Annotated in this window: 9 protein-coding genes, 18 tRNA genes and 1 rRNA gene (1 of these 28 only partly in view); 1 reads left to right on the forward strand and 27 read right to left on the reverse strand. The window is 51.1% G+C overall.

Translation table 11 applies throughout. The features are described from left to right. Positions 1 to 130: 130 nt before the first annotated feature. The 7 genes from ACX1C1_RS02755 to ACX1C1_RS02785 all read right to left on the reverse strand — a co-directional run bounded on the left by ACX1C1_RS02755 (position 131) and on the right by ACX1C1_RS02785 (position 9564). Positions 131 to 1873, reverse strand: a complete 1743-nt coding sequence (locus ACX1C1_RS02755) for a sensor histidine kinase (RefSeq protein ID WP_458955667.1) — start codon at positions 1871 to 1873, stop codon at positions 131 to 133. Continuing rightward, positions 1870 to 3507, reverse strand: coding sequence for a response regulator transcription factor (locus ACX1C1_RS02760; RefSeq protein ID WP_458955668.1), 1638 nt, complete (start codon positions 3505 to 3507; stop codon positions 1870 to 1872). The genes ACX1C1_RS02755 and ACX1C1_RS02760 overlap by 4 nt, the downstream gene beginning before the upstream one ends. Positions 3508 to 3726: 219 nt before the next feature. After that, positions 3727 to 4575: a carbohydrate ABC transporter permease gene (locus ACX1C1_RS02765; RefSeq protein WP_458955669.1), complete on the reverse strand. Its 849-nt coding sequence runs from the start codon at positions 4573 to 4575 to the stop codon at positions 3727 to 3729. Next, entirely contained in the window at positions 4565 to 5440 is an 876-nt protein-coding gene (locus ACX1C1_RS02770; protein ID WP_458955670.1) for a carbohydrate ABC transporter permease, read from the reverse strand. Before ACX1C1_RS02770 ends, ACX1C1_RS02765 begins: the two co-directional genes overlap by 11 nt. Before the next feature lie 103 nt (positions 5441 to 5543). Continuing rightward, entirely contained in the window at positions 5544 to 6884 is a 1341-nt protein-coding gene (locus ACX1C1_RS02775; protein ID WP_458955671.1) for an ABC transporter substrate-binding protein, read from the reverse strand. Positions 6885 to 6986: 102 nt separating this feature from the next. Continuing rightward, a complete protein-coding gene (locus ACX1C1_RS02780) occupies positions 6987 to 7775 on the reverse strand; it encodes a response regulator transcription factor (protein ID WP_458955672.1) in 789 nt (262 codons plus the stop codon). Between the two features lies 1 nt (position 7776). After that, positions 7777 to 9564, reverse strand: coding sequence for a cache domain-containing sensor histidine kinase (locus tag ACX1C1_RS02785; RefSeq protein ID WP_458955673.1), 1788 nt, complete (start codon positions 9562 to 9564; stop codon positions 7777 to 7779). Between the two features lie 341 nt (positions 9565 to 9905). Here ACX1C1_RS02785 and ACX1C1_RS02790 point away from each other — a divergent pair, with 341 nt between their 5' ends. Continuing rightward, positions 9906 to 13607, forward strand: coding sequence for a glycoside hydrolase family 9 protein (locus tag ACX1C1_RS02790; protein ID WP_458955674.1), 3702 nt, complete (start codon positions 9906 to 9908; stop codon positions 13605 to 13607). Between the two features lie 71 nt (positions 13608 to 13678). Here ACX1C1_RS02790 and ACX1C1_RS02795 read toward each other — a convergent pair whose 3' ends face one another. The 20 genes from ACX1C1_RS02795 to ACX1C1_RS02890 form a co-directional block, all read right to left on the reverse strand. Further along, positions 13679 to 14980, reverse strand: a complete 1302-nt coding sequence (locus ACX1C1_RS02795; RefSeq protein WP_458955675.1) for a VWA domain-containing protein — start codon at positions 14978 to 14980, stop codon at positions 13679 to 13681. Positions 14981 to 15135: 155 nt separating this feature from the next. Beyond that, positions 15136 to 15209 (reverse strand) — tRNA-Pro (locus tag ACX1C1_RS02800). 6 nt (positions 15210 to 15215) lie between these two features. Further along, positions 15216 to 15292 (reverse strand) — tRNA-Arg (locus ACX1C1_RS02805). Between the two features lie 12 nt (positions 15293 to 15304). Beyond that, positions 15305 to 15379: transfer RNA gene (locus ACX1C1_RS02810), tRNA-Gly, on the reverse strand. Between the two features lie 6 nt (positions 15380 to 15385). Next, a tRNA-Leu gene (locus ACX1C1_RS02815) sits at positions 15386 to 15472 on the reverse strand. Between the two features lie 14 nt (positions 15473 to 15486). Then, a tRNA-Leu gene (locus ACX1C1_RS02820) sits at positions 15487 to 15572 on the reverse strand. A gap of 9 nt (positions 15573 to 15581) precedes the next feature. Then, positions 15582 to 15657: transfer RNA gene (locus tag ACX1C1_RS02825), tRNA-Lys, on the reverse strand. Between the two features lie 11 nt (positions 15658 to 15668). Beyond that, positions 15669 to 15743 (reverse strand) — tRNA-Gln (locus tag ACX1C1_RS02830). A 27-nt stretch (positions 15744 to 15770) separates the two neighbouring features. Beyond that, a tRNA-His gene (locus ACX1C1_RS02835) sits at positions 15771 to 15846 on the reverse strand. A gap of 7 nt (positions 15847 to 15853) precedes the next feature. Further along, positions 15854 to 15929, reverse strand: a tRNA-Thr gene (locus ACX1C1_RS02840). 14 nt (positions 15930 to 15943) lie between these two features. Beyond that, a tRNA-Phe gene (locus ACX1C1_RS02845) sits at positions 15944 to 16019 on the reverse strand. A gap of 79 nt (positions 16020 to 16098) precedes the next feature. Continuing rightward, a tRNA-Asp gene (locus tag ACX1C1_RS02850) sits at positions 16099 to 16175 on the reverse strand. A 33-nt stretch (positions 16176 to 16208) separates the two neighbouring features. After that, positions 16209 to 16285: transfer RNA gene (locus ACX1C1_RS02855), tRNA-Met, on the reverse strand. 18 nt (positions 16286 to 16303) lie between these two features. After that, positions 16304 to 16379: transfer RNA gene (locus tag ACX1C1_RS02860), tRNA-Val, on the reverse strand. A 5-nt stretch (positions 16380 to 16384) separates the two neighbouring features. Continuing rightward, positions 16385 to 16459, reverse strand: a tRNA-Glu gene (locus tag ACX1C1_RS02865). Positions 16460 to 16510: 51 nt separating this feature from the next. Then, a tRNA-Ser gene (locus tag ACX1C1_RS02870) sits at positions 16511 to 16598 on the reverse strand. Positions 16599 to 16601: 3 nt separating this feature from the next. Next, positions 16602 to 16677: transfer RNA gene (locus ACX1C1_RS02875), tRNA-Asn, on the reverse strand. Positions 16678 to 16680: 3 nt separating this feature from the next. Next, a tRNA-Ala gene (locus tag ACX1C1_RS02880) sits at positions 16681 to 16756 on the reverse strand. A gap of 17 nt (positions 16757 to 16773) precedes the next feature. Beyond that, positions 16774 to 16850: transfer RNA gene (locus ACX1C1_RS02885), tRNA-Ile, on the reverse strand. Positions 16851 to 16971: 121 nt separating this feature from the next. After that, positions 16972 to 18540: ribosomal RNA gene (locus tag ACX1C1_RS02890) — 23S ribosomal RNA — on the reverse strand; it runs 1368 nt beyond the window's last position.

An 18540-nucleotide genomic window follows, 5' to 3' on the forward strand; every position in this document is an offset into this window, starting at 1 on the left:
TTAAGTATAGGACCGAGAGGGTTGCATAGCGATGATGTATTCTTATATGAATGTGATATAAAGTAAACACTAAAATCACAAAAGCCCCCATAGTGGGGGCCCGCTTCGATCGTTTCTATTGTCGCCCGTCTTACGCCTGCTTTCTAAGCGGCATATGGATGACGGCGCGCAGCCCGCCGCCTTCCGCACGCTCATACCGAAGTCCGTACGCCTCGTCGTAATGCAGCTGCACGCGCTGATGCACATTGCGGATACCATAACCTTTGTCCGTCTCTTCTCCTTGAACGATTCTCTCCAAACGTTCGAGGTCGACAGGCACAAATCCGTTATCCTCGACGGATAACTCGATCTCGTCCTCGATTCGCTCGACTCGGATACGGATAACCCCCTCGCCATCCATTGCGCTGACGCCGTGAAAGATTGCGTTCTCGACAAGCGGCTGCATAATGACCTTTGGCGTCATGTATGAGAGCAAGTCCGCATCTACATGCCACTCTACCTCGAACGTGTCTGGATACCTTTTGGCCTGCAGACGGGTATATGCACGCACGTGCTCCAGCTCTTCTTCGATCGTGATCATACTCCGTCCTTTGCTAAGACCGATGCGGAGCAGCTTGGACAGATCCTTGACCATGTCGCCGACATCCGTATTGCCGCTGTCCAGCGCATACCAATAGATCGAATCCAGCGTATTGTACAGCAAATGAGGTGTAATTTGAGAATGCAGCATCGTAAGCTCGTACTCTCTCTGCTTCAGCTGCATGCCGTAATTTTCTTCGACCGAGTGGTCCAGACGTTTGGTCATCTTGAGGAAAGCGCCGTACAGAATGCCGAATTCATCCGAACGAAGCTGTTCACTATCCAGCTCCAACTTTTTGCCCGGCTCGTACAACTTCGTTATGGAGACCAGCTTGCCGAGCGGTTTCACAACGATCCTTAGCAGATACAAGACAAATAACAGCACAACGCATAGATACAAGCCGGACAATACCATCAGCATCCCCATCAAAGACGATTGATTGCCGGTAATCGATTCGTAAGGAATTTTATAGATCAACGTCGTCTCATAAGCGGATTTACGAGAAAACGCGTATAGCCATTTCGTTCCATGCTCGGTTGCAAAATAGTATCCCGATATTTTATCCTTGGCCTCGACCGGAATCTGTATTAATTCAGACGGTGTCGAGCCTGTTTTCATTAACAGCTCGTTCTGCTCATTAAATAAATAGCTGCTCGCATTTTTCGGCATTTGGACCGAAACCAAATCCCTTGTCAGCAGCACCTCTAGCTTCGCCACCACCAGCAGCCCAATCACTTCGTCATACGACTTGGGATTCATGATGCCTCGCATGAAGCTAACCGTCGTCGCTCCGCCGGGCAGCGTGACTAGTCTGACGCTGCTTCCGCCACCCTGCCCTAATGTTTCCTTCGCCCAATCGGGCAACCCCGCTCCGCCTTCCTCCACGTAGATGAAACCCGTTTGCTTATTCAACATCTGGAATGGCGTTTGTTTGCCGCCTTTATTTTTCATAAACAACGAATATTCCGTTCCATCCGAGGACCACAGCTCAAGAATGGAATCGGCGGCGCTAATTTCACCGAGCGTCTCCACGCCTGTCCAGAACGCATACTGAGCGGGATTGCTGAAGAAATGCGTATCAAGCAGCGTAACCATTTTATCATTTACGGCGGACAACGTTTTTTCGATCGTGACATGATTCTGATTTACGAGCTGCAGCGTCGTTCTCCCTATTTCATCCTTCATCGACTCCGATGTCTTATACGCAGAATACCACCCGACAACCAGGAACGGAGCGACGATAAATAGGAGGAATGCGATCGTCACTTTATATTTCAGCTTCAGTTGTCTCACCCCTGGATGTCCTTGCGGAACTCCGCCGGACTGATGCCCACATACCGCTTGAACATTCGACTAAAGTGCTCCGGCGATTCATAGCCGACCTCGTAGGCCACCTCGTATCTTTTTTTGTCCGTCGAAGTAAGCAGCCGCTTGGCCTCTTCGATCCGTTGCTCGGTTACAAAATCCCATAGATTTTTTTTCATTTCTTTTTTGAACAAATAACCGAGATAGGCCGTACTGAAGTGGACCTCATTTGCTATATCTTGAATTTTGAGGGCGGGATTGCGATAATGCTCCCTAATATATCCGGTTATCCGAGCCAGTATCGATTTATCCCGCTCCTTGCCCATCTCATACAATTGCATAACAACCTCACCGATATACACGTTTAATGCCTCCAGCTTCGCATCCGCATTAGAGTTCCGGAAGTAGACCGACGGATCAAAACGATGCAGGGAGATAAGCTGGCTATGCCCGTATTCCAGCAGCAATCCGTACATCCGGTATACCAGCATACCGAAACAGCTATTAAATAGCTCCTCGGTTGGGCCGTATTTGGTCAGTTGCCCGGTGATTAACGAAGGAACGATCGAAGCAGGATCCTCTGAGGAGGATTTCAAGAGCTCCATATATTCATCGACCTTGTTCATCCACTCCACGATATTCAAGTTTTGCTGCGATGCGATATCGTCGAAGTAAAATACCTTTTGTCCCGGATGAAGCTTGCGCCACTCGATGGCCGCCCCGGCTTCTTCCATTAGCTTGGGCAGCATAAACACATTCGGACTCAACGTACTTAAACCAACAGCCGATTCGATATTCAAATATTGTTTGATATTCATCGTGACTAGCTGACCGATTAATTGAAGCTGGCTTTTGAGCTGTTGCTGTTGCTGAGAGTCATTCGCGTAATAATCATAAATTTGCACCATGGCAATCAGCTCGTTCCCATAGCCGTTAAACACTAAGCCCTTCCACTCTTGCAGACTTTCTTCGATAATGTTGACAGCCCCGTACTTGAGCAGCTTACGATCGTTCAGCTTAATCTGCCGGTTGCTAAAGCCGCCGCTGCCGAGCTCCAGCCTGATCGACAGCATGCCGAAACAAGCGCCTTCACTGCTTGGCTTCAGCTCGGACAGCAGCTCGTCATAATCTTTGGGGTTCAAGTTTTTTTCGGTAACAAGCTCCATTAGGAGCTCGTTTCGTCTCGACATCCCCGTTTTTTCTTCTTCCTTTTGCCCTCTCGCCTGCTCCAGCGTTTGCTTGCCGTATTCTTCCTTCTCCTGCAGCACTTGACCGACGACGCGCAGCAGCTCTATTTGCTCGACCGGTTTGACCAAGTAGTCCCTTGCACCAAGCCGGAGTGATTTCTTGGCGAATTCGAATTTTTCGTGAGCAGAAATCACGATGATCGGAAGATGCGGCTGCTCCATATAGATCGTCTCCATCAGCTCGAGACCGCTCATTCGTCCCATCTGAATATCCGTTAATACAAGATCAAAGTGATCCATTCGCAAATAGTCGATTGCCTCGAAGCCATTAAGCGCCGTTTCGATATAATTAATCTTCAAATCGGATGCTAACAGAAAATTACGGATACCCATACTGACTCTCGGCTCGTCGTCGACTACCAATATTTTGTACATGAGGCCCCCCCGTTCTGTCAGCATATTTGCGTATAGCCGCCGTATCGAGATACGGCGGCTTGCATTCTATTGTAATTTATTACATCTTACCGCGAATTATCGGGCTTGGCGATGATGAATAGGAACTAAAATGTGACTTATTTCTAGATTATCTATATATATCGAACAAGAGCTGCCCTTCTTCTTATCGGAAGGTCAGCTCTTATTGCCGTTATCTATTTATTTGATGCCGGTCATGGCTACACCCTCGATAAACCGCTTCTGGGCGAAAAAGAATACGATCAACAGCGGAAGCGTTGCGATGACGGAGGCCGCCATCAGCAAATGCCATTCGGTGCCGCTTTGGTCGGTGAAGAGTGACAATGCAAGCGGCAGCGTGTAGAGATCGCTGGAGCTCAAATAGATGAGCGGTTCAAAAAACTCGTTCCAGCTATGCAGAAACACGAAGATACATAATGTCGATAGCGCCGGGGCGCACAGCGGGAACATAATCCGCCAGAACGTCGTCCATGGCGTGCAGCCGTCGATTTTGGCCGCTTCATCCAGGTCGGAAGGTACCGTGATAAAGAATTGGCGGAGTAGAAACACGCCAAACATTCCGTAAGCGCCAAGCATCGGCGGCACGATCAGCGGGAAATGTGTGTTGACGAGTCCTAGCTTCGACATCCATTGGAACAATGGAATCGCCGTCACCTCGGTCGGGATCATCATGCTGCTGAGCAACACAAGAAAGATGGCATTCTTATACGGGAACTTAAGCTTCGCGAACGCGTAACCTGCCAACGAAGCAAAGACGCAGGTGCCGAGTGTAACGATGACTCCAATATATGCACTGTTGAACAGATACAGATGAAACGGCTGGCGCGTGAACACTTCAACATAGTTGCCCCACTCGATCGGACTTGGCAGCCACTGCGGCGGGAACAAAAAGATTTTGGTCTGATCCTTGAGCGAGGTCGTCACCATCCAGAAGAATGGTACGAGCATAATCGCGGTCACGACGCTCAGCAGCAAATACGTCAATGATCGGGAGATGATCCCGTCTCTGCGTGTCAAATTATTGTTCATGATGCACCCACCTCTTTCTTGCGCTCCATTGCAGCAGAGTCAGCAGCAGCACCAGGAAAAACAGAATAAACGCGACTGCCGAGGCATAACCGAACTCATACAGCTTAAACGCTTGCTGATAAATATAATAAACCAGTACATACGTGCTTGTGCCCGGTCCACCACCGGTCATGACATAGATTTGGCCGAACACCTTTAGCGAGCCGATCAGCGTCAGAATCATCGCGAGAAATACGGAAGGCGAGATCATCGGCAGTGTCACATGCGTAAAGGTTTTCCATTTGGAGGCGCCGTCGAGGCTCGCAGCTTCATAATACATTTTTGGCACGTCGTGCAATGCGGCGAGGAAGATGACCATGTTCATGCCGACATTTTTGAGTACGCTGACCACGATGACGACCGGCATAGCCAGTTCCAGGTTATAGAGCCAAGCAGGTCCTTGCACGCCGATCAGTTTGAGCAGTTGGTTGATCATGCCCGCGTCCGTAGCAAAAATGTACTTGAAGACGATCGCCCATACGACTAATGATGTGACGACCGGTGTAAACAAAGCGGTTCGGAAGAAGCCGATGCCGGGGATATTGTTTTTGAGCAGCAAGGCTAACCCAAGCGCAAGAATCATATTAAGCGGAACGAGGCCGGCCGAGAAGTAGAGCGTGTTGCCGACCGTTTCCCAGAACACGGGATCGTTCGTAAACGCCTTCGTGTAATTGTCGAGGCCGATAAATGACGTTTCGCGGAGCAGGGACCAATCTGTAAAGCTCATCGCGAACGCGGTAACAATGGGTATGAGCATGAAGACGGCAAAGCCGAGCACCATAGGGCTGATGAACAGGTAGCCGTACCACTTTTCAGATTTCAACATTCGAAGTTCTCTCCTTTGGGAGGTCCGGCCGGACTTCTAGGGAAGCCCGGCCGGTGACGCGTAGCGTGTTGGATTCGCAAAGCGGGTCTACCAAAACAATCTGTTACTTCAAGAGCGGACTAACTTCGGATTCCATCCGTGCAAGCACGTCCTCTACCGATTCGCTTTGTGTGTACAAGTAGTCCAGCAGCGTTTGAACCTTCACGTCGATTTGCTGCCAATTTTTATGGCCAGGAGCGATGCGGGCGCCTTCCATTTGTTCGAGCACGGCCACTTGAATGCTTTCTGCAGATGGCTGCGGAGCTGCCTTCAGGAATACGTCAGATTCAAGGACGGATTTACGGGAAGGTACGAAGTATTGCGAAGTTACCCCCATCGATTGTGCATTCGTTACGAATTTCAAGAACGCTGTCGCTTCTTCCGGATGCTCTGTCTCGAATACGGAATAACCTGCGTAGCCGAGTGATGTGCCGCGGCCGTTCATGCCTTCGGGCATTGGCGCGATGTCCCATTCGAAGTCGGTAACAGCGCGAGCCTTGGACACGTAGCTGTAACGGTCGGTGTACATGCCGATCTTGCCCGTATCAAATGTAATTTCGTCGCCCGGCTTCGGGTGAACGCTATCCTTGAAGAGCATATCGTTGTACACTTGCAGCGCTTTCACGCCTTCCGGCGAGTTCAGCGTAAATTCGGTTCCATCGGCGTTGAATACGTCAGCGCCATGCGACCAGAACAGCGGCAGCAGCGCATCGGACCAGTTTTTCCATTCACGAACAAGCTTCACGCCGTATACGCCTTTACCTGGATCGGCGATTGTTTTGGCTGCTTTCAGAAACTCATCATAGTTCCAGTTGCCCTCCGCATACAGCTCGGAAGGTGTTTTGAGCCCTTTTTCCTGGAACAACGTCTTGTTGTAGTAGATCAGCACTGGCGGCGTGGAGAATGGAATGCCGTACAGCTTGTCTTCTTTGGAGAACAGCTCCAGCGTAGAAGGGAATACGTCCGCGAAGTTGTAGTCTGCGTCGTCCTTCACACTTGCCGCAATATCAACCAATTGACCCGACTCCAAGAATTGCGGGATCATACGCTCTGCGAGCCAGCCTACATCCGGTGCGGTTTTGGAAGCCAGCATGATAGACAGCTTCTGTTGGTAATCGGCGAACGGGATCGTCACAATCTCGACTTCGACATTCGGATGCTCAACCTGGAAGGCTTTGACCAATTCTTCATACATCGCTTTGTGAGCGTCATTGCCCCAAATGCTGAACTGCAGCTTTACTTGTTTTTTGGGCTTTTCCGTTTCTGTCGCCCCGTTCTTGGAAGTATTGGTTGAGCCTTGCTCACCGTTTGTCGTGTTGTTCGTTCCGTTCGAACCTCCTGCACAGCCTGCCAGCAGCGTCAGCACTAGTACCATGGCCAGAAGCATCATCGAGCTTTTTCTCACTGTGATTATCCCCTCTCAGTCTCTTGTCTTGCACCTTGAAGCGCTTTCATGAGTCTAAGTATACGAATTTCCCATTCGGAGAAAAATCACTGTAATTCGAGATTAGGTATGAAAATTCGAGATTGCGCTTTCAATTTGATCACGATATTGCGATGGTGTCATACCGACTGCCTCCTTAAAGACGGCCATAAAATGTTTGGCGCTGATATACCCCGACAACACCGAAATCTCATATACTTTCAAATTCGTATCCTTGAGCAGCTGCTTGGCTTTGCTCATGCGGCACTGGGTCACGTAATCCGAGAAGTTCTGGCCGGTCTCATTCTTGAATAACACCGACAAATATTGATGATTGAGATGCACTTGCTCTGCGATGTACTGTAACGAAATTTCCTGATCGAGCCGCTCTGCAATCAATTGCTTGACTCGGCGGATCAGCTGCCTTCCCTGATGCGCCTTTTCTTCGTCGCCCGCCTGGCCCTCCGCCGCATCGCTTGCTGCCACCGCCGCATCCTTGCTTCTTGCTTTGCGCTTGAACGTATCCAGCGCTTGCGCCAGCTCCACGCGGTCAACCGGCTTCAACAAGTAATCGCTGATCCCGTATCGAATCGCCTGCTTCGCGTATTCGAAGTCTGCATATCCACTCAAGATAAGCACATAGAGGTCGGGATACTGATCGCGCAGTCGTTTGATCATATCCAGGCCGTTCATCTCGTTCATCCGAATATCCGTAATCAGTACATCGGGCTGCACTAATTTAAGCATATCCAACGCTTCTTTGCCGTTGCTTGCCTCTCCTATGATCTGATACCCTCCGATCACCTGCTCGAGCAGCTGCCTTAGTCCTGATCGAATTATAATCTCGTCTTCCACAAGAAATACTTTATACATGTTAGATCCCCCATTCGATCGGCAGTCGGATATGGAATGTGACGCCCTGCTCTACGGCGTGGTCAAGCGTCAATCCGTACGGTTCGCCATGTAGCAGCCTGATCCGTTGATGCACATTACGAAGTGCAAATCCTTTGCGCACTTGACCAAAGCTGCTGCCTTGTTGTTGACTCATATGTTCCGACTCATGAATCGCCTTCTCCAGGTTGAGCATGCGCTCTTGGCTCATGCCGACACCGTTGTCCTTCACCATGATAATCCAATCATCTTCCTCCACGCGTGCCGAGATCATAAGCTCCACCGGGGCTGAGCCCATCGCATGCTCGATGACGTTCTCGACAAGCGGCTGCAGCATCAGCTTAGGCACCACACAGCGGTCGTAGGAGGAATCGACACGGACAGAGGTCCGCAAATTATTACCGAGGCGCAGCGCTTGAATTTGCAAATACGAGTCAACAAACTTCAGCTCATCCTGCAACAATACCTGCTGCTCCTTCCGATCAACGGTATACCGCAGCAGCTTTCCGAGATTGGTTGCAATCATGGATAGCTGCTGTCCGTTGCCTTGCAGCGCCAGCATATTCATCATTTCTAGCGTATTGTATAGAAAATGAGGGTGAATCTGGCTTTGCAGTGCGAACAGCTCAGCTTCTCTCTCACGAAGCTTCGTCTCGTAAACCTCTTTGACCAGCCGGTCGATCTCTCCAATCATCCCGTTAAAACCTTCGGTCAACTGACCGATCTCATCATTCGTCGTCACGATCGCACGTTCCTGGAACATGCCCCGCTTGGCCAATCTCATCTTGGCGTGCAGATGGGCTATAGGCCTCACGAGACGGCTTGCCGATACGACCGCTGCTATAACAGCCGCCGCCAATGCCGCAATCGATACGATCAACGTATAACGCGACAGCTCCCTGGCTTCCTTGCGCAGCTCATAACGCGACATCATGGCCGTGATTTGTAATCCCGTGTAATCCGATTGGACGGATGCCCGAATAAATGCGTCATCGGTCGCCGAACTGGCTTCTGTTGCTGAATATTCTCCCCTATCAGTCGGCTCACTCGCATTCATTTGTTCTCCCGAACGATCCGTAATGGTCAAGCTCCCGTTCCCGCCAAGACTTGCGGTAGAGAGGATGGACTCGAATCCTATCGGCGTGAGATCTATTTTGATTGCACCAAGCGTCTTATTCGAGTAAGGCTCGCGAATGATGCGCGCAATCGATACAACGGTCATGGGGCGCATATAGTAGTCCGCTTGATGAGGAGGGAGGATAACAAGACCACCATCCTCTTCCTTCAGCCGGTTCACCCAATCCTCATCCGCGGTCATCATATTCCAGCGGCTTTTGATGCTTTGCTCCAGATTGCTGAACACGCTCCCATCATTAGTGAAGATCGAGATGCTTGCCAGCTCTGGCCGGTCATACGATAGGGAAGATATAAATAGATTCATTTTGGACGTTTCATCCGTAGTCAAATACGGACTTGCCGCCGCAAACTCGCGATGGTTCTTGAGGATGTGCATAATCGTTTCGTCATAGAACGGCATAAGCGTAAGCCGCTCGATTTCCTTAATGTATCGATCCAGACTAACGCTCATCTGATCCACAAGCTGATTGGACAACTCGGCCGTATTGCGCTCGACCCCCTCCGAATATTTGAGGTAGGTGATCGTGCCGATGACAACAAACGGGATAACGATCAGAAAACAAAACAAGATCATAAATTTTATACGCAGCGGCAAATAAACCGCTTTCATTCTTTCCCTAGCAATGACCGCCATAGATGCTCCCCCAAGTCGATTCGTGTCGAAAGTCAGACAGCATGTCGTTTTTTACTAACATATCACACTTGAGGGTAAGCGACTACGATTATCATCGACACCCATGTTCTCCACCTTCTCCATTTGTAATTAATCAGAAAATAGAAATAAATCATCTACTGTTCATAATCCATCATTGCTTGTCTACCGTGTTAGCCTCTATTATATTGAACTGAAAGCGGATTCAAAATGGAATAGGAGGGATAAGGTAATGCGTATGCCGCAGGGGATACGCTTCACATCATCTATCAGCAGCCTATGGGCGTGCTCACATGAAAACGATAAATAGGAGGTTTTATGTAATGTCGTTAAGAAGTTGGATGCCATCCGGAGCCAAACGTTTGACCGCACTTAGCTTGGGAATCGCCCTTGCTATTCCTGTTATGACTGCTGCGCCAATGGCTACGCAAGCCGCAATCGCTCCATTGCCTGGACCAAGCAATCCGCTAGTCTATGACAACTTTTCGGGAGGCGGTGTTTTCAAACAAAACTGGATGAACTGGTGGAATCAAGACGGCGGCACCGGCACCTTCGAGAAAACCACCGAGGATTCTCGTCAAGTTGGCAAGTTCAAACAAACACCTGCATCCAGCAATTCATGGGCGAAGTTCCAGCCTTGGAACGAAACTGTCGATTTGAGGGGCTATCGCTATTTGAACTTCTCGCTCAAAAATCCGGGTTATACTGACGCACGTCTGCGAGTCGTCATTCACGACGGCTCACGTTATTATACGCTGATGAACTGGGAAACCGTGGGCAGCAGCTGGACAACCCGCCAATTCGATTTGGATGCGCTCACGCCTGCAATTGACAAGAAGAAGGTCAAATTCGAAATTTGGCTGCGCCAAACGAGCGGTTCTTACGGCGAAATCTGGATGGACGACATCGTCGCAACAACCGCCTCCGGAAGCAGCGCACCCGTCTTGTCCGGCACAAGCATGACCTCCAATACCACTGGCAGCCCTAATCAGAACACATCCTTCACTTTCTCTGCCACCTACACCGATAGCGACAACGAGAAACCGTACGCCATGCAAGTCGTCATCGATGACAAAGCCTACGAAATGCGGGAAACCGATGCGTGGGACGTCGACTATACCGATGGCAAATCCTATACCTACCTGACCAAGCTGCCCGTCGGCTCTCACTCCTACTACTTCCGCGCGACGGACCTTAGCTCTGACGGCGCAGCCACCACACCTGTAGCACAGCCGACCATCGTCAACTCCAGCCAGCTCATCGACGTTGTCGCGAGTCAGGCCGGATATAGCGTTAATGACGTTAAGAACGCTAAAGTCACCTCCGTGCAACCGCTCGTTGACACCTCCTATGAAGTACGCAATGCCAGCAATACGGTCGTTGCATCCGGCAGCATGGCATATGAGGGAGTAACCTGGGGCAAACACGTGTACACCGTCGATTTCTCGACCTTGTCCACGGTTGGCGATAACTACACCGTGAACACAAACGGCATCTCCTCCTTCCCCTTCCCGATTCAGACAAACGTCTGGGACAACTACAAGGACGAGATGACCGCCTTCTATCGTCTGCAGCGAGCCAGCATCTCTACCGTAGACGCCTATCCGGCTGGCTACAGCAGCGTCGCGCCTTCTGCGAAGCTCTATCACGAAGCCGGACATCTGGACGACGCTGCCTCTCCAGACGGCACGGTGCAATATGATCTAACCGGCGGATGGTATGATGCAGGCGACTATGGCAAATACGGCGGTAACCACTGGGTAGCCGCGGAGATCGCGCTCGCTTATATCCGCTACGCGGACGAGAGCAGCGTCGAGTTCGACAACGACGCCAACGGCGTGCCGGACCTCATCGATGAAGCGATCTGGGGCAGCGAATACTACATCAAGATCGCTGACCAGTTCGGCGGCGCGATGTACAATATCCGGAACAACGCTTCCTTCGTGCACCCGACCAAAAATACCGACAACATCCCGGGCACAGCTGACGATCGCAAAATATCCGACTATAACATCGGCGGATCCGCTAAAGCCGCGGGCTCGCTAGCCGCTACTGCACGCGCCATTCATACGGCTATCGCGAACGGCGATATCGATCCGTCAAACGTTACTGCGCTAACCGCATTTGCCGCCGAATGTCAGGCGGCTGCAGAAGTATTCCACTCCTACGTGCTAAGCCATTACAGCGACCCGATCGGCTCTTACCAGACGCGCGGCGGCATCGACAATTCCATGCTGCTTGCTGATGTTCAGCTGTATCTGCTAACGAACGACATCGATTACAAGAACGCAGCTACTACCAAAATCAACGCGATCGGGTTCTCGGATCTGTACGCGACAAATTATTGGGACATGCGCCCGATGTCGCTCGCGGAGTTCTATCCAGTCGCGGACAGCACGACGCAAGCACATATTCATGATTTGCTGAGACAGCAAGTTGATTACTTCCTGTCGACAGCCGATGATACACCATACGGCGTATTTAACCATTTCGAGAATTTCGGTGTTAACGAACCGCATGCCTCGTACCTCGGCGACCTGCTCCGGTATTACGAGCTGTTCGGCGACCCTGAAGCTCTGAATGGCGTACTCAAAGGTCTATACTGGATCTTCGGCGAAAATCCGTGGAACATCAGCTGGGTATCGGGTATTGGCTCCGACTTCGTGGACTTCCCGCATACCCGTTACGACGAAGAAGCCAACACGCCGGACGCCCGCGGTATCGTATTGCCAGGTGCCATGGTCGGCGGACCTATTATTAAGGATACGAAAGATAACAAAAGCGTAAGTCCTTGGTACGAGGATCGTTCGCTTTACCAAGATGATACGAACCAGTGGCGCTACAACGAATTCAGTATCAGCATCCAAGCTGGTCTTCTGTATACGATCATGGGACTTAGCGCAACAGACAGCACAGCTATCTCTGCCGGTGACCTGCCGTTAGAACTGCCGATTCTCTCCCCGGTTATCGGCGATTATGTACGCGGCAATGTTACCATCTTCGCGGATCCTGGGGCTGGCCTTACCTCGTTGCAATCGAATGTGAACATGCCAGGCACAGGTTATACAAACATGACGGCATCCGGCGATGCATTCGCCAGCGTACTTGACGAGAGCACCGCAGCTCCGTTCACTTATCGCCGTATCGATGTCAAAGGCACGGATGCCAATGGCAAGGATTCTTATAGCTCCACACACTATAATGTAGCGCCTAAGCTGCCGGATCCATCTACCCCTCTTCTCTACGACGATATGGGAGGAGGCGGACTATGGGGCTCCAAGAGCAGCATGCCATGGGTCAACTGGTACAATCAGAACGGCGGTACCGGCACGTTCGCCAAGACGACAGTGGATGGACGTACGGTCGGCAAGTTCACGCAGACACCTAGCTCAGCGACATCTTACGCCAAGTTCCAGCCGTGGAACAATATTTTCGACCTGTCGGGCTATCGTTATCTGAACTTCACCGTCAAAAATCCAAGCCATACGAATTTGCGCATGAGAGTCGACCTGTACGACGGCACTCGTACTCATAATTTGACTGGCGGCTGGGCAAGCGTGCCTTCCACTTGGACCGATCTTGCATTCGATCTCGACGGTCTTACGCATGCTGTTAACAAAAAGAACGCTCAGTTGTCCATCTGGTTCAGCCAAACCGGCGGAACGTATGGAGAAATGCTGATCGACGAAATTAAAGCAACCAATGTTGCTAGCGGTACCGCTCCAACATTAACAAGCGGTGGCGTCAGCGTATCGAGTGGCGATCCGACAACGGACTTTACATTTAACGTGACTTACACCGATGCAGACAATAAAGCACCGTTCGTCGTAGAGCTTGTACTGGATGGGGTTATACGTACGATGCAAGCAGCCAATCCGGCGGATACCAATTATGCGGACGGCAAAGCCTATACGTATACGACCAAGCTTCCGATAGGCATTCATTCGTATTACTTCCACACGACGGACATGACGTCGGATGCGGTAAGTACATCCGTGTTAAGCGGTCCGACGGTTAGCAATTAGTATATCGTCACAAGCCAGCAAAGGGATATGCGATTGTCCGCATATCCCTTTCTTTTGTTCCTATCTATTCGTCAGCTTACATAACGGTTAATTACTTCCACTAACAAATCGCGCAGCAGCTTTACCTCGTATTCGCCTGCCGCAGGCTCCAGGTGATCTCCTCCGATGCCGCTGTCATCGGTCAGGAACAAGTAGGTTCCGCCCGTCGCAACAGACATGAACCGCAGTAGATATTCCGTGTCCACGTTCACGCCGCTCGAAGCGACCGGAATTATTCGTATACCTTTGGACGAGGCTTCCTCAATCAATTCATGGATTTCTTCAATAATTTGAACATCCTCATGCGGCGGAGCATCCAGAACCAAGAACAAAAGTCTTGCGCGTGCATCCTTGCTCCAATTATGCTCCTTAATGGCGTCGCGGAGCGCCTGATCAACCGCTTCCGGGTAATCTCCCCCACCACCAGCAGACTGCTGACCGAACTGCTCCACAACTTGATTTATATCCGTCGTAAATGGGTATGGCCTTGTTACATATTGATCCCCTTCATCGCGATAGAAGTTAGCGCTCACTCTTATTCCGAGTTGATTCGCATGTTCATCCGCTACCCGTTTCACCACGTCCTTCAGCTCGGCTGACAAATAGTTCAGCTCATCTTGCATCGAACCTGTTGTGTCGACAACAAACATCAGATCAACTAGACTGGACGGCTCCGTGCCCTCTGCTTTAGCGCCAATATCGATTTTGATAGCTCCTTGCCGAACCATGTCCAGCTCCTGCATCGATTTCTCAATCTGCCCTTTGCGGATGTGAACTTTATAAGCGCTGTTGTTACGAACCTCGCGCTCATACAATCCTGCATAAACGTATGCGATACCATCCGTATTCGTCCGTGCCTCCCAAATCGTCTGGTTGTCGGATTGCAGCACAACCTCTGCGTCCGCCACAGCTCTGCCGTTAGCGGTAACAGCTACCTCCAGCCGATGAAAATTGCCGAATCGCCAGAAATGTTTGCTGCTATCACCCTCCTGACTATTCAACAAATCGTTAAATGCCTCCCATGCGGCAAGATCATCCCATTCTCCCGCCGTTAATTGGCCGGCTTGAACCTCTTCTTGCGGTTTCGGGTGCTCCCCGCGTTCCTCTTTCGTCCTTAAAGGCTCTAATGAACGATCGCTGCTATCAAAGCTGAATTCAGCAGCCTCCGATGCCTCATCCTTCGTCGTACTCTCCGACCTGCTGTTCCCCACATTATCATCCCCGCTTGAACATGCGCTTACAAAGACAACAATTGCGAGCCATGCTGCAGCCAACCATCGGAACCGCCGGCGCTTCCCTCTCTCGACTCCTGCCAACGAAGATCCCACCTTCATCGAATCAGCCCCCTTATGTGTATGTACCCTTCTAACGAACGAAGGATGACATAAGTTGCTAGGACAGACTATAATAAGTAAATTCGAAAATTAGTCATTTTATAACAAAAAAGAAAAGCCCTCTATCCAAATGGATAAAGAGCTTCTCTCATTAATCGGGATGACACGATTTGAACATGCGACCCCCTGGTCCCAAACCAGGTGCTCTACCAAGCTGAGCTACATCCCGTAACAATGGCGCGGCCTAAGAGATTCGAACTCCTGGCCTTTTGATTCGTAGTCAAACGCTCTATCCAGCTGAGCTAAGGCCGCGCAAAAAAATGTTGGAGCGGAAGACGGGAATCGAACCCGCGACCCTCGCCTTGGCAAGGCGATGCTCTACCGCTGAGCCACTTCCGCAAATCATGGTGCGGTCAAGAGGACTCGAACCTCCACGGTTGTTACACCACTAGAACCTGAATCTAGCGCGTCTGCCAATTCCGCCATGACCGCATATGAAATTTGTTTGGTGCGGTTGAGAGGACTCGAACCTCCACGGGCGTACGCCCACTACCCCCTCAAGATAGCGTGTCTGCCATTCCACCACAACCGCATATGAAACTGGTGAGCCATGAAGGACTCGAACCTTCGACACCCTGATTAAAAGTCAGGTGCTCTACCAACTGAGCTAATGGCTCTTGATAAAAGATGGCTGGGGATTCAGGGATCGAACCTGAGAATGACGGAGTCAAAGTCCGTTGCCTTACCGCTTGGCTAATCCCCAACATTAACCAATGTTTGAAGCAACATATGGGGCGATCGATGGGACTTGAACCCACGAATGCCGGAGCCACAGACCGGTGCGTTAACCCCTTCGCCACGACCGCCATATGATGGTGCCGCCGAGAGGACTTGAACCCCCAACCTACTGATTACAAGTCAGTTGCTCTACCAGTTGAGCTACAGCGGCATAATGAAGTTGTATGGTGGCTCGGGACGGAATCGAACCGCCGACACAAGGATTTTCAGTCCTTTGCTCTACCAACTGAGCTACCGAGCCATGCTTCCCTGCAAGTGGGGTCCCCGTAAAAGTAATCGGAATTAGCTTCGAAGGACTTCTTCACTTTTTGGATAAAAAGTGGCGGAGCTGACGGGATTCGAACCCGCGGTCTCCTGCGTGACAGGCAGGCATGTTAGGCCTCTACACCACAGCTCCACAGCGTTTTTCGGATTGTATCCGAAAGTAATTTGGTTGCGGGGGCAGGATTTGAACCTGCGGCCTTCGGGTTATGAGCCCGACGAGCTACCGAGCTGCTCCACCCCGCGTCATTTTGAACAGATATATGGTGGAGGATGACGGGATCGAACCGCCGACCCTCTGCTTGTAAGGCAGATGCTCTCCCAGCTGAGCTAATCCTCCATATATGGTGACCCGTAGGGGATTCGAACCCCTGTTACCTCCGTGAAAGGGAGGTGTCTTAACCCCTTGACCAACGGGCCTTAACGTACAGTACTGCAAAGCAAGAGCTGCTTAGTGAAAATAAGCTGTTCTGGCAGAGAGGAAGGGATTCGAACCCTCGATACGTTGCCGTATACACGATTTCCAATCGTGCTCCTTCGACCACTCGGACACCTCTCTGTATGGCTCCCCGAACAGGACTCGAACCTGTGACAACTCGATTAACAGTCGAGTGCTCTACCAACTGAGCTATCAGGGAATATGGTGGAGCCAAGCGGGATCGAACCGCTGACCTCCTGCTTGCAAGGCAGGCGCTCTCCCAGCTGAGCTATGGCCCCGTATCTGGAAATTGGAATGGTTGGCCTTAGTGGACTCGAACCACCGACCTCACCCTTATCAGGGGTGCGCTCTAACCAGCTGAGCTAAAGGCCAATAAAAAAACCACATCACTGTGGGTGACTTCATCAAGTATATTACACCTTGAAAACTGGATACGAAAGGTTTGCTGAACCTTTAAGCTGTTGCTTATCGTTTGTATGAACAGATAAGCGTGTAGGATAAGCCCTCGACCGATTAGTATTCGTCAGCTCCACACATTGCTGTGCTTCCACCCCGAACCTATCAACCTCGTCGTCTTCAAGGGGTCTTACATACTGGGAAATCTCATCTTGAGGGGGGCTTCACGCTTAGATGCTTTCAGCGCTTATCCCGTCCGTACTTGGCTACCCAGCGGTGCTCCTGGCGGAACAACTGGTACACCAGCGGTACGTCCATCCCGGTCCTCTCGTACTAAGGACAGCTCCTCTCAAATTTCCTGCGCCCGCGACAGATAGGGACCGAACTGTCTCACGACGTTCTGAACCCAGCTCGCGTACCGCTTTAATGGGCGAACAGCCCAACCCTTGGGACCTACTTCAGCCCCAGGATGCGATGAGCCGACATCGAGGTGCCAAACCTCCCCGTCGATGTGGACTCTTGGGGGAGATAAGCCTGTTATCCCCAGGGTAGCTTTTATCCGTTGAGCGATGGCCCTTCCATTCGGTACCACCGGATCACTAAGCCCGACTTTCGTCCCTGCTCGACTTGTAGGTCTCGCAGTCAAGCTCCCTTATGCCTTTGCACTCTTCGAATGATTTCCAACCATTCTGAGGGAACCTTTGGGCGCCTCCGTTACATTTTAGGAGGCGACCGCCCCAGTCAAACTGCCCGCCTGACACGGTCCCCGTACCGGTTTCACGGTACTAGGTTAGAACTCCGATACGATCAGGGTGGTATCCCAACGGCGCCTCCACCTAAGCTGGCGCTCAGGCTTCAAAGGCTCCCACCTATCCTGTACAGATCGTACCAAAGTCCAATATCAAGCTGCAGTAAAGCTCCATGGGGTCTTTCCGTCTTGTCGCGGGTAACCTGCATCTTCACAGGTATTAAAATTTCACCGGATCTCTCGTTGAGACAGCGCCCAAGTCGTTACGCCATTCGTGCGGGTCAGAATTTACCTGACAAGGAATTTCGCTACCTTAGGACCGTTATAGTTACGGCCGCCGTTTACTGGGGCTTCGGTTCACAGCTTCGGGTTACCCCTAACCGCTCCCCTTAACCTTCCAGCACCGGGCAGGCGTCAGCCCGTATACTTCGCCTTACGGCTTCGCACAGACCTGTGTTTTTGCTAAACAGTCGCTTGGGCCTTTTCACTGCGGCCCCCTCGGGCTATTCACCCTACCGAGGCACCCCTTCTCCCGAAGTTACGGGGTCATTTTGCCGAGTTCCTTAACGAGAGTTCTTCCGCGCGCCTTAGCATGCTCTGCTCGCCTACCTGTGTCGGTTTGCGGTACGGGCACCTAGATCTAACTAGAGGCTTTTCTCGACAGCCGGAGTACATGACCTTCGCTACTGCAATTTTCGCTCCCCATCACAGCCCAGCCTTATAGTTGGCGGATTTGCCTACCAACTAGCCTCACTGCTTGGACCGGCTATTCCATCAGCCGGCGTCACTGCCCTTCTGTGTCACCCCATTGCTCAAACAATCTTCGGTGGTACAGGAATATCAACCTGTTGTCCTTCCACTACGCCTTTCGGCCTCGCGTTAGGTCCCGACTTACCCTGAGCGGACGAGCCTTCCTCA

This window comes from Paenibacillus sp. strain BS8-2, assembly GCF_054483835.1.

Coding starts and splice junctions, on each gene's coding strand:
- ACX1C1_RS02760 (WP_458955668.1), bottom strand. CDS start 3,507: ATGTACAAAATATTGGTAGTCGACGACGAGCCGAGAGTCAGTATGGGT.
- ACX1C1_RS02765 (WP_458955669.1), bottom strand. CDS start 4,575: ATGAACAATAATTTGACACGCAGAGACGGGATCATCTCCCGATCATTG.
- ACX1C1_RS02770 (WP_458955670.1), bottom strand. CDS start 5,440: ATGTTGAAATCTGAAAAGTGGTACGGCTACCTGTTCATCAGCCCTATG.
- ACX1C1_RS02780 (WP_458955672.1), bottom strand. CDS start 7,775: ATGTATAAAGTATTTCTTGTGGAAGACGAGATTATAATTCGATCAGGA.
- ACX1C1_RS02785 (WP_458955673.1), bottom strand. CDS start 9,564: ATGGCGGTCATTGCTAGGGAAAGAATGAAAGCGGTTTATTTGCCGCTG.
- ACX1C1_RS02790 (WP_458955674.1), top strand. CDS start 9,906: ATGTCGTTAAGAAGTTGGATGCCATCCGGAGCCAAACGTTTGACCGCA.
- ACX1C1_RS02795 (WP_458955675.1), bottom strand. CDS start 14,980: ATGAAGGTGGGATCTTCGTTGGCAGGAGTCGAGAGAGGGAAGCGCCGG.